Source organism: Burkholderia sp. 4NA327C6 (assembly GCF_005502655.1).
Lineage (GTDB): Bacteria > Pseudomonadota > Gammaproteobacteria > Burkholderiales > Burkholderiaceae > Burkholderia > Burkholderia contaminans.
The window spans coordinates 1-15,122 of record NZ_SCNZ01000011.1 but is presented as its reverse complement, the minus strand read 5'-3'; the positions used below and the strand labels follow the sequence as shown (position 1 = coordinate 15,122).

Below are 15,122 nucleotides of genomic sequence, written 5' to 3'. Positions count from 1 at the left end.
GCTTTTGTCATGGAAGGCCCGTCACGCCGCCACAGGGGGCGCACGGCGCACCGTGCCGAGCGCGTCGGCCACCCGACCGATCACGGCCGGCCAGTCGCCGGGCCGCGCTTGCCGGAACAGCCGCGCGGACGGATACCACGGACAGTCGTCGCGCCCGAGCAACCAGCGCCAGTCCGGTACGCGCGGCAGCAGCAGCCAGACGGGTCGCCCGAGCGCGCCGGCCAGGTGCGCAACCGACGTGTCGACACTGATCACGAGATCCAGCGTGCCGACCAGCGCAGCCGTTTCGGAGAAATCCGTGAGCGTGTCCGCAAACGACAACACGCCGCTCGCGGCAAACGCGTCGGCGTCGCGTGCGCGTATCTGCGGTTGCAGGCTCACGAACGTCGCGTCGTGCGCTGCAACGAGCGGCAGGAGCGCGGCAAACGGTATCGAACGGTTTTCGTCGTTCGCGTGGCGCGGGTTGCCCGACCAGACGAGCCCGATTCGCAACCGGCCGGGCGGCGACATCGCGTCGAGACGTTGTGCCCACGCGTCGCGCCGTCGCGCATCGGCACGCAGGTACGGTACGTCGGCCGGCACCGTTTCGAGCGTCGTGCGGAATGCATACGGCAGGCTCATCAGCGGACACTGCAGGTCGAACGCCGGCATGGGCTGCCCTTCGGTGACGACCCGGCTCACGCCGCGCAGCGTGCCGAGCAATTCGCCCAGCGCGGCCGGCGCCTCGACGATCACGGTCGCGCCGGCGTCGTGCGCGAGGTTCGCGTAACGGCAGAACTGCAGCGTGTCGCCGTATCCCTGCTCCGCATGCAGCAGCAGCGTGCGGCCGGCGAGCGGCTCGTCGCCGGTCCACAGCGGCCGGTCCGCATGACGCCGGTGCAGCATCACGTCGGCCGCATCCCAGCGCGCCTCGTGCAGCCGCCAGCCCGCGTCGAAATCGCCCGTCAGCAGCCGGCAGAACGCCTCCGAACGGCGCGCGGCGCCGTGGTTCGGCTCGCGCCGGCATGCATCGGCATAATCCGCCAGCGCCGCATCGTCGTTCCCGAGGTGCTGGCGCGCGACCGCACGCGTGAACAATGCCTGCGCGGTCTCCGCCGGCGCGGCCGCCGCTGCCGCATGGCTCGCGAGCGCCTCGTCGTAGCGGCCGAGCTGCTGCAGCGCGAGCGCGCGGTTGTAATGCAGCTCCGCATGCGGGCCCGTCAGCGCCAGCGCCGCGTCGTAATCGGCGAGCGCGTCGTCGAACCGGCCGAGCGCACGCAGTGCAGCCGCGCGGTTGCGGCGCGCGTCGATATCGTCGGGATTGCGCGCCAGCGCTTGCGCGTAGGCGTCCGCAGCGTCCGCGTGACGTTCGAGCCCGAGCAGAGCATTGCCGCGCCCCACCCACGCCGCGACGTTGCCGCGATTCAGCGCAAGGAGCCGGTCGCAGCGCTTCAGCAATTCGTCGCGCGCGTGCAGCAGATCCAGCGCGACGCAACTCGCGTACAGCAACTGCTCGTCTTTCGGCTGTCGTGCGAGGCCTTCGTCGAGACACGCGAGCGCGTCGGCTGGGCGGCCGAGTTCGGTCATCACGACGCCGCACGCGTAGACGAGCTCGGGCGTCTTGCCGCGCACGACCATCGCGAGCTGATAGCTGTGCAACGCCTGCTCGCGATGACCGAGTGCACGCAATGCATGCCCGCGTTCGATGTTCGCGGCCGCATCGCCCGGGTCGAGCCGCAACGCGCGCTCGACGCTGATCAGCGCATCGGCGGGCCGTTCGAGCAGGCGCAACGTTTCACCGCGCTTGCGCCACGCCGTTACGTGTGCCGGTTCGCGCACGAGCGCCCGATCGTAGGCGGCGAGCGCCGCGTCGTATTGCCCGAGCGCGAGCAGCGCATCGCCGCGCGCCGCATGCGACGGCGCATGGTCCGGGTCGGCCCCGAGTGCGCGATCGGCCAGCGCGAGCGCGTCGCGATGGCGGCCGACACCGGTCAGCGCCGCCGCGTGGTTCGCCAGATTCCACGGCTGGCTCAATCCGAACTTCATCGACCGCGCGATCAGCGGCTCGGCCCGCGCGGGATTGCCGAGCTCCAGGTGCACGAGGCCCAGCAGGTGCAGCGCCTCGACATGATCGGGCGCCATCGTCAGCACGCCTTCGTAGAGTCGCCCGGCCCCTGCGAAGTCGCGCTGTTCGAGACGCGCGCGCGCCTGGCGCAACGCATCGGCGAGCACCGCATGCAGCGGCATGGCCGCGGCGCCCGGTACGGCGCTCGCCATCGACGCGGCCTCGCGGCGCGCACTCATCGCGCGCCTCCGCCGACGAGCGTCGGCAACTCGGCCGCGATCCGCTCGACGACAGGTGCCCACTGCCCGCCCGCCGGCTGGCGGAACAGGCGCGCTGACGGATACCACGGGCTGTCGTCCCGTTCGAGCAACCAGCGGAAATCGGGCGTATGCGGGATCATCAGCGCGAGCGGGCGGCCGAGCGCGCCAGCGAGGTGCGCGACGGACGTATCGACGCTGACGATGCCGTCCATCAGCGCAGTCAGCGCCGCCGTATCGGCGAAGTCCGCAAGATCGTCGCCGACGAAGCGCACCGCGCTCGCGTCGAGCACCGGGCGATCCTCGTCGCGAACCACCTTCTGCAGGCTGATCCACTCGTAACGGTCGTCGAACAGCGGCAGCAGATCCGCGAGCGTCATCGAGCGGTTGCGGTCGTTCAGGTGCAGCGGGTTGCCGGACCACACGAGGCCGATGCGCGGCCGCGTGGCCGCGCCGAGCCGCTCGCGCCACTGCGCGACACGCTCGGGGTCGGCGGCGAGATACGGCACGCCGGCCGGAATCGATGCGAGATCCGTGCGGAATTCGAGCGGCAGGCTCAGCAGCGGGCAATGCAGGTCGAACGGCGGCAGCGGCTCGCCGCGCGCGACGAGCGTATCGACGCCGTCGAGCGTCGCGAACAGCGCCTTCAGTTCGACCGGCGCTTCGAGCACGACGCGTGCGCCGAGCGCTTTCACGAGGGGGACATAGCGGCAGAACTGCAGCGTGTCGCCGAGCCCCTGTTCCGGGTACAGCAGGATCGTCTTGCCGTCGAGCGGCATCCCGTGTGTCCAGCGCGGCTGCGCGAACATGCGCCGGCTTGCATCGAGCTGCGTATCGCGCCAACGCCATTCATACTCGGCCCACCCCGCTTCGAAATCGCCGATCGACAGGCACAGGAACGCACGCATGCAGTGCGCGAGCACGTAATCGGGATCGATCTCGATCGCGTCCGCATAGGCCTGCCGCGCGGCGTCGTGCCGCCGCAGCGCACGCAGGGCGTTGGCTTTATGAAAATGCGCGAGCTTGTCGCGCGGCGTCGCGTCGATCACCCGTGCGAAATCGTCGAGCGCGGCCTCGTAGCGGTGCGTCTCGAGCTGCACGCGGCCGCGCGTGAACCACGCAGGCACGTAGCCCGCATCGAGCGCGAGCGCACGGTCGCACATGTCGCGCGCATCGTCGTGACGTTCGATGCGCATCAGCGCGCTCGCGTAGTTGCACAGCACGCCGGTGCTGCGCGGCTCCGCATCGAGTGCACGCGCATAGCTGTCGGCCGCGTCGCGATAGCGTTCCAGGTGGCTGGCCGCGTTGCCGCGGTTCGCCAGTGCCCGCGCATGGCGCGGATCGATAGCGAGCACGCGGTCGCAGCGCACGAGCGCTTCGTCGTGCCGGCCGAGCTGCTCGAGCGCGATCGAGCTGTTGAAGATCGCATCGATGAACGTCGGGCTCGCCGCGATCGCCGCATTGAAATCCGCGAGCGCGCGCTCGGGGTCGTGCAGATCGAGATACGCGACACCGCGCAGGAACAGCACTTCGGCGCTGCCGGGCGTCTGCGCGAGCGCATGGCCATAGCTGTCGACCGCATCGCGGAAGCGGCCGAGTTCGCGCAACGCGAGGCCGCGCCCGCGCATCGCATCGAACGAACGCCCGGCCAGCGCGATCGATCGATCGCAATCGGCAAGCGCTTCGTCATGACGGCCGAGCGCGCGCAGCATGTCGCTGCGCTTCACATAGCCGTCGGCAAAACCGGGCGTCAGCTCGAGCAGCCGATCGTAGACCGCGCATGCGTCGTCGTACCGGGCGAGTTGCCCCAGCAGGCCCGCGCGCTGAAACAGCACGCGCTGATGAACCGGGTTGATCGCAAGTGCTTCATCGAGACGCGCGAGCGCGTCGTGCTCGCGCCCGAGCCCGGTCAGCACCGCCGCGTAATTCGCGAGCGCGAGCGGCACCGGCCGGTGCTCGATCGAGCGCCGCATCAGCGGCTCGGCATCGCCGAGCCGCCCTTGCTGAAAGCGCACCGCGCCGAGCAGGTGCAGCGCCTCCGGATGCTCGGGATCGAGCGTCAGCAATTCCGTATACGCGTGTTCCGCATGCTGCAGCGCGCCCTCGTGGTGCGCCTTGCGCGCGCGCAAGAGCAGCCGTTCGAGTTGCGCGGTATCGGGCGGACGGCGATCCGGCGCGACCGGCGCGCTCGCGAGTGTCGTCCCTTCCCCGTTCGGTGTCATCGTGTGGCCCCCACTTGTCGCTGTTGGTATCGCGTGTCGTGTCTAACGTGTCATCGTCTCGATCGCGGCACGCACCGCATCGATCGCGCCCGTCCAGTCACCCGGCGCCGCCTGCCGGAACAGCCGCGCGGACGGATACCACGGGCTGTCGCCGCGCGTGCGCATCCAGCGCCACTCCGCCGGATCGGGCAGCAGCACCCAGACCGCGTGGCCCAGCGCACCCGCCAGATGCGCGACGGCGGAATCGACTGCGATCACGAGATCCAGTGCGCCGATCAGCGCGGCCGTGTCCGCGAAGTCGCCGAGTTCGTCGTCGACGCGGCGCACCGGCGCGGCCGCGAGCAGCGCCGCGTCGCGTTCGCGCACAGGCTTTTGCAGGCTGATCCAGTCGACGTCGAGATCGAACAGCGGCGCGAGCCGCGAGAAATCGATCGACCGGTTGTGATCGTTCCGGTGCTCCGGATTGCCGGCCCAGGCAATCCCGATCCGTGGCCGCCGACGCGCGCCGAGCAGCGCGTCCCACTGGCGCGTGCGCTGCGGGTCGGCATGCAGATAGGCGCCCGGTTGCGGAATCGTCGCTTCTTCCGTGCGAAACGCATGCGGCAGGCTCAACAACGGCGTCTGGCAGTCGAACGCCGGCAACGGGTCGCCGCGCGCGATCACGTGGGCCGTGCCAGGCAGCGACGCCATCAGCGCGCGCAACTGCGGCTGCACCTCGAACACGACCCGCGCGCCACGTTCCGCCACCAGGGGCACATAGCGGCAGAACTGCAGCGTGTCGCCGAACCCCTGCTCCGCATGAATCAGCACGGTCCGGCCGTCGAGCGGCGTGTCGCCCTGCCACGCCGGCTGCGTGAACGGCCGGTAGTGCCGCGCAAGCTGCGCATCGCGCATCCGCCATTCGTACTCGGGCCAGCCGCGCACGAAATCGCCGTCGATCAGATACAGCGACGCGCGCGCGAAATGCGCTTCGGCGTAGTCGGGTTGCAGCGCGATCGCGCGGTCGTACGCGGCAAGCGCATCGTCCGTGCGCGCCGTTTCGAAATGGAGGTTGCCGCGGTTGAGCCAGTTCGTCGCGTGATCGGGGCGCAGCGCAAGCGCGCGGTCGAGCGACGCCATCGCTTCGTCGTAGCGATGCAGGTCCTGCAGCACGCTGCTGCGGTTGGTCCACGCTTCGGCGAACCGCGCGTCGCGCGCAAGCGCGGCGTCGTAGCTGGCCAGCGCGTCGTCGTAACGCTTCAGGTAACGCAACGCGGTGCCGCGATTGCACAAGGTCTCCGCCGAGTGCGGATCGAGCGCCAGCGCACGCGCATAGGCAGCCAGCGCGTCGTCGTGGCGCTTGAGCTGCAGCAATGCGTTGCCGCGGCTCGCATGGGCGCGGACATGATCCGGATCGAAACCCAGCACGCGCTCGCAGCGGGCGAGCGCTTCGTCCGCGCGGCCGAGCCGCTCGAGCGCGACCGCGCTGTTGTACAGCACGTCGATCCGCCCGGGATCGGCCGCGATCGCTTCGTTGAATGCGTCGAGCGCCTCGCCCGGCCGATCGAGATCGATCAGCGTGCGGCCGCGCTCGGCCATGATCGCGGCCATGCCGGGCCGGATCGCGTTGGCGCGCTCGAAGCACTGCAGCGCATCGGCCGGCCGCTGCATCTCGCGCAGTACGAGGCCGCGGTTGAACCACGATTCGAACGAACGCGGGTCGACCATCAGCGCGCGATCGTAGGTATCGAGCGCCTCGTCGAAGCGACGCAGCGCACGCAGCGCGCTGCCGCGATTGCATAGCGCATCGAGCACCAGCGGCGATACCGCGAGCGCGCGGTCGAACGACGCCAGCGCGTCGTCATGGCGGCGCAGCCCGAGCAGCGTGTTGCCGCGGCGCACGAGCGTCTGCACGTCGTCGGGCGTCGTTCGCAGCGCGGCCGCGAAATGCTCGAGCGCCTCGCCGATGCGGCCGCGCTCGCCGGCGATCGCGCCGAGATCCGATAGCACGCGCGTGCCGGGTGCGATCGCGATCGACTGGCGCAGCAACGCTTCGGCATCGTCCGCCGCACCGCGCTGGAACTGCAGGATGCCGTACAGGTGCAATGCCTGGGGATTGTCCGGCTCCTTCTCGAGCACCGCGAGATATTCGCGCGCGGCGTCGTCGAATCGCCCGGCGCTGTGCCAGTTTTGTGCGCGGCTCAGGATCGCCGCCGATTGCCGTTCTCCGCGCGCGTCGATTCCCGACGTGCCCGCGTGTGCATCATGCCGGTGCTCGACCGTCACGTTCGCCCCCTTCCCGTTTGCCGATGCCGCCGCTGATCCGGTTCGATGGAACCGGTCGCGGCAGCCATGCTCGTCACGAGACTAACGGACGGCCAATAACAGACGTATGACGAAAGTTACGGACCATTTTGTCCGGGGGACGGAACACCCGCCGAGCCGGCGTCGCGCACGCCGCCGTCATTGGCCGATCGGAATCGTCCGCACGTATTCGACCGCCGGCGCGCCCATCGTCACCGAGAAGCGAACCCCGCGCGGCACCGGCACGCCGATCGACGTGAAGTTGCTGATGCCGTGCTGCGCGAGAAACTGCGCATAGGACTGTTCGATGTCGGCCTGGCTCGTCGTCCATCCGCCGGGCGGAATCCACACGGAAAGCTGCATCGAGCGCGCATCGTTGCTGACCACCACACGCGCGAACGCATCCATGTGATGCAGCGCGTCGTCCACCTCGGCCAGCGACGCGAGCGGCTGCGACGCGCTGCGCACGAGCTCGCGCCCCTTGAGCTGGTAGCGCACGACCTGCATCTGCGTCGGCCCGCCGCCGACGCCGAGATGGCGCACCATCACGAGCTCGCCCGGACGGATCCGCAGCGGCGGCCCGAACACTTCGTCGGGCGTGACGAGGTTCATCAGGTCGAACTGGAGTTGAGAGAAGTAGCGGCCCAGCAGACGCGTTTGCGCCAGATTCGACGCGATATCGTCGCGGCCGCGGATCGTCGCGTCGAGGCCGCGCCACGACAGCAGCGCGATCACGGCGAGCAGCGCGATCGCGACCAGCATCTCGATCAGCGTGAAGCCGCGGGCACGGGCACGCGCCGCCGCGCGCGGGTCAGTGGCGCGCTTCATTCTGGATCACCGTGACGACTTCGGCGAGCACGCTGCGGCTCGACGCGGACGGATACACGCTCACCGTCACGCGACGCACGAGCGGGCTCGGCAGCGCGGCCACCGACTGGCGGCACACGAACCGGTAGCGCCCCTGCGGGCAGGCAAACGTATTGGTGCCGACGGACGGCCAGGTCGAGGCGATGCGGATCTCGCCGAGCGCGTTGTCGGCGCTCCATAACGCGAGCAGGCGCATGCGCGCCATGTCGGTATCCGACGCGAGCGCGCCGATCGCGCGCATCACGGCGCCCAGCGCCACGGCGACGATCGCCAGCGCGATCAGCACCTCGATCAGCGTGAATCCCCGTTCCGGCGCCCGCGCCGTGCGCGATCCACCGCGCGCATGGCGGTTGTAGTCGGTTCTGTCGTAGCACATGACCTGCATTCTTGTCGATGGGTCGGCGTCCGGCGTCCGGCATTCAAATCACGGCGCGAAGCCGCATCGCCGGCGCGACCGACGCCGTGCAACGACGTTAAGCGGGGCGTATGGCACACACGTGTCGAATGGTACGGACCATTTGGCGCGGCGAGTTCGGGCGGACGGGCGCGCAAGCGCGCCGCACGCACGGTCGCGCGAAGCGCGACAGGCGACGGAAAACTGAAAACGATCGGGAAGCCCCACCCGGCGGCGGGCGGCAAGCGATGAAGACGAACCTCGGGCGGCGGGATCGCCGCGACGGCGTCAGGCCGTCACGGCGGCGTCATACTCGGCGCGGGCAAGCTGGCCGGCGGCGTAGGCCTCGGATTCGCCGCGAAAGCCTTCCCGGCTGAACGCAACGACTTTCACGCCCACGCCGGTCGCCCGCTTCACCGTCAGCGCCCATTGCCATCCGCCGTCTTGTTCAAAGACGTGCAGCGAGGGTTCGAAGGAAGGGTCGAATACGGTCACGCGTTTTGCTCCTGCCCCCTTGCGCACCGCATCGGCAACGCTTGGGGCATGTCGAAAGGATCGCGCCGGGATGCGACGCGCTTCTGCCATTCGACAGTCTAGTCAAGGATTGTTGCGACGCACCATCAGAGGTTTCACTCATCTATCGGAACCGGTCGGTCGATCAAATTTTCCTGAAACCCATATGGCACGGGCCTCTGCGCCGTTTCAACGCGCACGGCTCACCACTCGTGCGGCAACGTGCCGCACATGCGACCGCTTGCCCGTATCGATCGCGCATGAATCGCGAAAACGGGGCGCGAATCGCCCGGCGATCCGGGCACCTCGGCGACGCCGGTTGTTACCGGCCCATACCGACCGGCATCACGCGCCGAAACGTCAGGTTCACGCGCTCGCCCTGTACACCCGGCGCCTTCGGCACGCGATGCTGCCATTCGGCCTGCGTGCGGCCCCGCATCACGAGGAGGCTGCCATGCCCGAGGCGATACGCATGCGTGACACCGGTCTGGCGATGGCGAAGGTCGAACACGCGCATCGCGCCGAGGCTCACCGATGCGATCACCGGCGCATCGCCGAGTTCGGGTTCGTTGTCCGCATGCCAGCCGAGGCTGTCCTGCCCGTTGCGGTAGCGATTGAGCAACACGCTGTTGAAACGCGCGCCGGACGTCGCCTCGACCGCGCGCTTCAAGTCGAGCACGGCCGGCGTCCACGGCGCCGGCACGTTGCGGATCCCGGAATACACGTAGACGGCATCCGGCTCGCCCTGCCATGCGGTCAGCCGCGGCAACGGTATGCGCCCGCGCGGCGTGCGGATCGTGTCCTGCTGCCACGCGACTTCCCCGATCAACGCGGCCAGCACGCGATCGGCATCGGACGGCGCCAGCCAGTCCGGGTACCAGTCCACGTCGGGTGCGGGCGTGTCAGCGAAGAGATCGGGTGTCGACATGTCGGGAGCAACGGGCGATGAACGGAGCGAACGGAGGCATGCCTGCATACTAGCCAACGGCGTCGCACACTGCCATGCGCTGTCATCCGCAGATGAGCGGTAGCCGCGCGTACCCGGCCTCGACGCGGGCCGGATGTCCGGCTTCGACGGCACGCTGGTCGACGCCGCGTTCTTCGCCGGCACCGCGATCCAAAGCAATTTCCTCGTGAATCTCGGCCACGGCGATCCGGCCGGCCTGTTCCCGCTCGGCCCGCGCTTCGATTTCGACGACATCGCCCGCATCGAGTGATGGCCGCGAGCCAGGGCCGGTGCCGCCAATGACGGGCCGGCGCCGGCCTTTCCCGAACGGGGGGAACGTGCGCTACCCGCCGCGCGTCAGCCGGATCAGCGTGATCTCGGACGGCACGCCGAAGCGGTTCGGCGGCCCCCAGTATCCGGTGCCGCGGCTCGTATAGAGCCACAGATTGCCGATGCGGCTCAGCCCGCCGATCACGGGCTGTTGCAGCCGCACGAACGGAGGCCATGGCAGAAACTGGCCGCCGTGCGTATGTCCCGACAACTGCACGGTAAAGCCGGCGCGGTTCGCCGCTTCCGCGCTGCGCGGCTGGTGCGCGAGCAGGATCTTCGTACCGACGTCGCGCGGCGCACCGGCCAGCGCCTGCTCGGGGTCGCTGCGATGGGCGGGATCGAACCCGCCCGCCGTGAAATCGGTGACACCCGCGAGCACCGCATGCGCACCGTCGTGTTCTATCAGCACGTGCTCGTTGAGCAGCACCGTGAGCCCGATGCGCCGGAACTCGTCGATCCACGCATGCGCGCCCGCGTAATACTCGTGGTTGCCCGTCACCAGGAAGCTGCCGTGCCGCGACTGCATGCGGCCGAGCGGCGCCGTATGGTCGCGCAGGCGCTTGACCGAGCCGTCGACCACGTCGCCCGTCACGACGACGAGGTCGGCATCGAGCGCGTTGACCGCGCGCACGATCCGTTCGACGTACGGCCGCTTGATCGTCGGCCCGACGTGGATGTCGGACAGTTGCACGATCGTCAGCCCGTCGAGCCCGGCCGGCAGCTCCGCGACCGGGATCGACACGCGCTTGACCGCCGCCGTGCGGCGCGCACCGACGAACCCGATCACGGTGACGAACACCGCACCGGCCAGCACGCCGATCGCCGTGTCGGTCGCCGCGCCGGGCCACGCACCGTCGTGCCCGAGATGCCGCCATCCGGACACGCCGAGCAGCACGAATTCGCGGAGGAACGTCAGCAGGAGCAGCGACGAGAAGAAGCCCATCACGAGCGAGCCGGCCCAGCCGGCCAGCGTCGCGGCCCAGCCTTCGTCGAAGCGGCGCGAGAACATCCCGACCGGGATCAGCACGACGAAGCTCGCCAGCACGAGCGCCGCGATCGTCCGCGCGACCGGCGACGTGAATGCATCGGGAATGATTCGAATCCCGACGTACAGATGGAACAGCACGCCGATTGCAATGAACCGGACAAAGAAACTTCGCATGGAACGCTCACCTTCGTTGCGATACCGATACCGCGTCCGCGTTGCGTGTTGCACGAGGCCGTGAGGCTCCGTGCCGCGCGTCGCGCCGTACGTACGATGGTACACAGATCGCGGCTGTGACGACCGGTCGCCGGCCGGGCTTCGACGCCGCCCGGCGCGACGCTCTACCGCGGCTTCATCGACCTGTCCGACACGAGCGCCGTCGATGCTTTCCTGAAACGCCTCGTTCCCGACGTGCAGCGCACGCTGCGCTTGCACATCCAGGTCAGCCACGTCGAGAACGGCGGTCGGATGATCGATGGGAACGTCCGCGTCTTGCCTGACGGCACCGCGCGTCGTCGCGCTCGCGGGCGAGCAAACGAGCAGACCGCTCAGGCCGAACGCCGGTGGTGGATCTGCGTCACCGATCGCGACACGCTGCCGCGCTTCACGCGCAATCCGGTCGGCCCACTCTTCAACATCGCCCCGCCGATCCGCCGGCCCCGTATTCCTCTGCGTTCGCACAGCAATCGATCGTTTCCGGCCCGATTCCGCACTGTCGACAGGACAAATCGGCCGCCCTTCGTTCGTCTGACGATCCTTTACAGTCCGTTAGCAACCCTACTTGAGCTTGCGCTGGCAGAATCACGACGGTCCGACCATCATTGCAGAAACGCGGTGCCGAACGTGCGGACACGCCCCTCGACCGGCAATCCCCCAAGGTGCATGGGGCGGGTGGCTGGCGGTCCGCATCGCGCTGATTTATTATCGGCTCCATATCCCGGAATCGTCGTCGCGGCCCGGCCGGTCGCGACGATCCGCATTGCGCCGCGCCCGGCACCCACCCCCAACGTCGAGCTCGTCACACCATGAGAACAACAACGCCGCGCGCGCCCTTGCGCGTCGCCGCCGTCCTGGTGCCAGCCCTGCCGCTCGCGGGCTGCGCATCGCGCGGCGCACCGTCGTACGTCCTGTTCGGCGCATATTTCCCGCTTTGGCTCGTCAGCGCGATCGTCGGCGTCGTCGGCGCGATCGTCGCGCACCGCGTATTCGTCGCGACCGGCTGGGCCGCGACGGTCCCTTACCAGCTGGCCGTCTGCACGGCGATCGGGCTCGTGGTCGCGGTGATCGTGTGGCTCACCGGCACGGGGCCGTTCGCATGAAGGCCGCCGGTATCGCCCGCCCCTCCATCAAAGGCCGCGTGATCGCACTGGCGATCGTCGCGCTCGGCATCGCGGCACTCGTGTACGCGTACTACCGCACGACGGCCTACCCGTCCACCGACGACGCGTCGATCGACGCGGACGTCGTGCACGTCGCGTCGCCGGTCGGCGGCCGCATCGTGCAGCTCGCGGTGCATGAAAACCAGCGCGTCGCGAAGGGCGACCTGCTGTACGTCATCGATCCCGTGCCGTACCGGCTGACGGTTGCGCAGGCGCAGGCCGACCTCGAACTCGCGCGCGCATCGCTCGACACGCGCCGCCGTTCGCTGATCGGCGAGCGCTCGAACGCGGCCGTGGCCGCCGAGCAGGTCAAGCGCGCGACGCAAAACGCCGACCTCGCGACCCGCGACGTGAACCGCCTCGCGCCGCTCGCCGCCCAGGGCTACGTCAGCGCGCAGCAGTTCGACCAGGCGAAGGTCCGCCAGCGCGACGCGGCCGTGTCGCTCACGCAGGCGCAGGAACAGCAGCGCGCGTCCTCACAGACGATCGGCGACGAAGCCGACGCGATCGCGACGCTGCATGCGCGCGAAGCCGCGCTGGCCCGCGCGCAGCACGCGCTCGAAGACACCGTCGTGCGCGCGCCGCACGACGGCCTCGTCACGGGCCTGAGCGTGCTCGCCGGCGAAACCCTTGCGCCGAACCAGTCGATCTTCACGCTGATCGACGCGAGCGAATGGTTCGCCGTCGGCAACTTCCGCGAGACGTCACTGAGCCGCATCGAGGTCGGCGACTGCGCGACCGTCTATTCGATGATCGACCGCAGCCGCCCGCTGACCGGCAAGGTCGTCGGCGTCGGCGCAGGCATCGCCGACAGCGCCCGCATCAACTTGCCGCGCACGCTCCCGATCGTGCAGAACTCGGTGAACTGGGTACACGTCGCGCAGCGCTTCCCGGTGCGCGTGAAGCTCGACGAACCCGACGGCAAGCTCGTGCGCGTCGGCGCCAGCGCGATCGTCGAGGTCCGGCATGGCACTGCCTGCCGCTGAGGTTCGCTCGCCGGGCCCGCGCGAAGTCCTGCGACTGCTCGCGCCGTTTCCGGGGCGCATGTCGATTGCCGTGCGGGTCGCACTGATCTGCGCGCTGACCGCGCTCGTGACGGCCGCCTACGGCACGCCCGAAGCCGCGCTGTCCGCGTACGTCGTGTTCTTCATGATCCGCGCCGACCGCGTGACGAGCGTCGTGCTCGCGGCCGCGTTGCTGGTGATCGTCACGATCGTGATCGGGCTCGTGCTCGGCATCGCGATCTTCAGCATCGACTATTCGATCCTGCGGGTCGCGTGCATGGCCGTGCTGTCGGTCGGCCTCCTCTATCTGACGTCGGCCAGCAAGCTGCGCCCGGTGGGCGCGATCCTCGCGATGATCGTCGGCTTCGGGCTCGACCAGCTCGGCCTCGCGCCGTTCGGCGAAGCTGCAACGCGCGCGCTGCTGTACATCTGGCTGACGATCGCGATCCCGGTCGGTGTCGCGATCGTCGTCAACCTGCTGATCGCGCCGTCGCCGCGCAAACTCGCGCACGCGCAACTCGCGAAGCGCTTGCGGCTCGCCGCGCAGCGGCTGCGCGGTGACGATGCGGCGCGCGACGCATTCAACGCCAGCCTGCACGAAGGCGACAAGCAGCTGCTCACGTGGCTCAAGCTGTCGAAACTCGAAGGCTCGTCGTCCGCCGCCGACTTCGCGGCGTTGCGGCAGGCCGTGGCTTCGAGCACCGCGCTGCTCGTCGGCGTCGCACTGGCCGATCGCGAACCAGGCGCGCGGCTGCCCGACGCGTACACCACGCCGATCGCCGCGACGCTCGACGAGATGGCCGACATCCTCGACCAGGGCGGCTACCCGGTCGACGTGACGCTCGCGCTCCCGCCGACCGAGACGCTACCGCCGCTCGCGCGCGTTGCTGCAACGGATCTCCAGGCGGCGATCACGCATTTCGCGGAACCAGCCGCAACGACCGATGTCGCTTCGACGGCTTCGGCAACTACCCCCGACGCCCCCGCAGCCGCACCGCGCGGCGGCTTCTTCCTGCCCGACGCGCGCACCAATCCCGACCACATCCGCTACGCGCTGAAGACGACCGCCGCGGCGATCTTCTGCTACCTGCTGTATTCGCAGCTCGACTGGTCGGGCATCCATACCTGCGTCGTCACCTGCTACATCGTGTCGCTCGGCTCGACGGCCGAGACGGTCGAGAAGCTCACGCTGCGGATCTTCGGCTGCATCGTCGGCGCGCTGCTCGGCACGGCGGCGCTGGTCTTCGTCGTGCCGTCGCTGTCGTCGGTCGGGCACCTGATGGCGCTGGTGTTCGCCGGCGGGTGGCTCGCCGCGTGGGTCGCGTTCGGCTCGCCGCGCATCGCGTATGCCGGCTTCCAGATCGCGTTCGCGTTTTTCCTGTGCGTGATCCAGGGCGCCGGCCCCGGCTTCGACCTGACGATCGCGCGCGATCGCACGATCGGCATCCTGCTCGGCAACGTCGTCGTGTATCTCGTGTTCACGCGCATCTGGCCCGTCAGCATCGGCAAGCAGATCGACGCGGGGCTCGCCGCGCTGATCGACCAGTGGCGGCGCCTCGTGCAGGTCGCGCAGCCGGCCGAGCGGCGCGCGCTCGCGGCTGACGCGTTTGCCCGCCACGGCGCGATCACGCAGGAGCTCGGGCTGGTCCACTACGAACCGTCGTGGGTGCGGCCGGCCGGTTCGTGGCTCGCCACGCGGCGGCGCGCGCTCGCGGAACTCGGCGCGCTCGAAGGGCCGCTGTTCCTGCTCGCCGAACGCAAGCCCGGCGACGCGGCGGGTTCTCGATGGGGCGCGGTGTCGTCGTCGCGCGGTTCGGTCACGCGGGAGAGTTGCGCGCCGATCGCCGCGCCGCCGGGCTTGCGTTCGGCGAGCAGGAACAGCGGCACTTCGAGCGCGC

Annotated in this window: 12 protein-coding genes and 1 pseudogene; 5 read left to right on the top strand and 8 right to left on the bottom strand. The window is 69.6% G+C overall.

Annotated features, from left to right (window positions below):
- Nucleotides 1-21: 21 nt before the first annotated feature.
- The 7 genes from FFS49_RS13560 to FFS49_RS13530 all read right to left on the bottom strand — a co-directional run bounded on the left by FFS49_RS13560 (nucleotide 22) and on the right by FFS49_RS13530 (nucleotide 9,508).
- The gene (locus FFS49_RS13560) at nucleotides 22-2,283 is read right to left on the bottom strand and encodes a tetratricopeptide repeat protein (protein ID WP_105818023.1); all 2,262 of its coding nucleotides are present in this window, start codon (nucleotides 2,281-2,283) and stop codon (nucleotides 22-24) included.
- The gene (locus FFS49_RS13555; RefSeq protein ID WP_105818024.1) at nucleotides 2,280-4,523 is read right to left on the bottom strand and encodes a tetratricopeptide repeat protein; all 2,244 of its coding nucleotides are present in this window, start codon (nucleotides 4,521-4,523) and stop codon (nucleotides 2,280-2,282) included. Before FFS49_RS13555 ends, FFS49_RS13560 begins: the two co-directional genes overlap by 4 nt.
- 42 nt (nucleotides 4,524-4,565) lie before the next feature.
- Nucleotides 4,566-6,788, bottom strand: coding sequence for a tetratricopeptide repeat protein (locus FFS49_RS13550; RefSeq protein WP_105818025.1), 2,223 nt, complete (start codon nucleotides 6,786-6,788; stop codon nucleotides 4,566-4,568).
- A 177-nt stretch (nucleotides 6,789-6,965) separates the two neighbouring features.
- Nucleotides 6,966-7,634: a prepilin-type N-terminal cleavage/methylation domain-containing protein gene (locus tag FFS49_RS13545; RefSeq protein WP_071332325.1), complete on the bottom strand. Its 669-nt coding sequence runs from the start codon at nucleotides 7,632-7,634 to the stop codon at nucleotides 6,966-6,968.
- Nucleotides 7,618-8,049, bottom strand: coding sequence for a type II secretion system minor pseudopilin GspI (gspI, locus tag FFS49_RS13540; protein WP_105818372.1), 432 nt, complete (start codon nucleotides 8,047-8,049; stop codon nucleotides 7,618-7,620). The genes FFS49_RS13545 and gspI overlap by 17 nt, the downstream gene beginning before the upstream one ends.
- A gap of 306 nt (nucleotides 8,050-8,355) precedes the next feature.
- Complete coding sequence (locus FFS49_RS13535; RefSeq protein ID WP_039344038.1) at nucleotides 8,356-8,562, bottom strand: hypothetical protein; 207 nt, start codon at nucleotides 8,560-8,562, stop codon at nucleotides 8,356-8,358.
- A gap of 340 nt (nucleotides 8,563-8,902) precedes the next feature.
- Nucleotides 8,903-9,508, bottom strand: a complete 606-nt coding sequence (locus FFS49_RS13530) for an alpha-ketoglutarate-dependent dioxygenase AlkB (RefSeq protein WP_039344036.1) — start codon at nucleotides 9,506-9,508, stop codon at nucleotides 8,903-8,905.
- 115 nt (nucleotides 9,509-9,623) lie between these two features.
- Here FFS49_RS13530 and FFS49_RS13525 point away from each other — a divergent pair.
- Nucleotides 9,624-9,797, top strand: a pseudogene (locus FFS49_RS13525) (nitroreductase family protein); the annotation flags it as partial.
- A 72-nt stretch (nucleotides 9,798-9,869) separates the two neighbouring features.
- Here the strand turns inward: FFS49_RS13525 and FFS49_RS13520 are convergent.
- Nucleotides 9,870-11,018 (bottom strand): metallophosphoesterase, encoded by a 1,149-nt coding sequence (locus tag FFS49_RS13520; RefSeq protein WP_071332324.1) that lies wholly within the window; start codon nucleotides 11,016-11,018, stop codon nucleotides 9,870-9,872.
- A 234-nt stretch (nucleotides 11,019-11,252) separates the two neighbouring features.
- On the opposite strand from FFS49_RS13520, the gene FFS49_RS41970 reads away from it, so the two are divergent.
- The 4 genes from FFS49_RS41970 to FFS49_RS13500 all read left to right on the top strand — a co-directional run.
- Nucleotides 11,253-11,870 carry a hypothetical protein gene (locus FFS49_RS41970; protein WP_171026761.1) on the top strand — a complete coding sequence of 206 codons (618 nt, stop codon included), beginning with the start codon at nucleotides 11,253-11,255 and terminating at the stop codon, nucleotides 11,868-11,870.
- Nucleotides 11,867-12,160: a hypothetical protein gene (locus tag FFS49_RS13510; RefSeq protein ID WP_039344030.1), complete on the top strand. Its 294-nt coding sequence runs from the start codon at nucleotides 11,867-11,869 to the stop codon at nucleotides 12,158-12,160. The genes FFS49_RS41970 and FFS49_RS13510 overlap by 4 nt, the downstream gene beginning before the upstream one ends.
- The gene (gene mdtN / locus FFS49_RS13505; protein WP_039344028.1) at nucleotides 12,157-13,206 is read left to right on the top strand and encodes a multidrug transporter subunit MdtN; all 1,050 of its coding nucleotides are present in this window, start codon (nucleotides 12,157-12,159) and stop codon (nucleotides 13,204-13,206) included. The genes FFS49_RS13510 and mdtN overlap by 4 nt, the downstream gene beginning before the upstream one ends.
- Nucleotides 13,187-15,122, top strand: a 1,936-nt coding sequence (locus tag FFS49_RS13500) for an FUSC family protein (RefSeq protein ID WP_249362358.1), incomplete at its 3' end; no start/stop codon positions are given. The genes mdtN and FFS49_RS13500, both read left to right, overlap by 20 nt.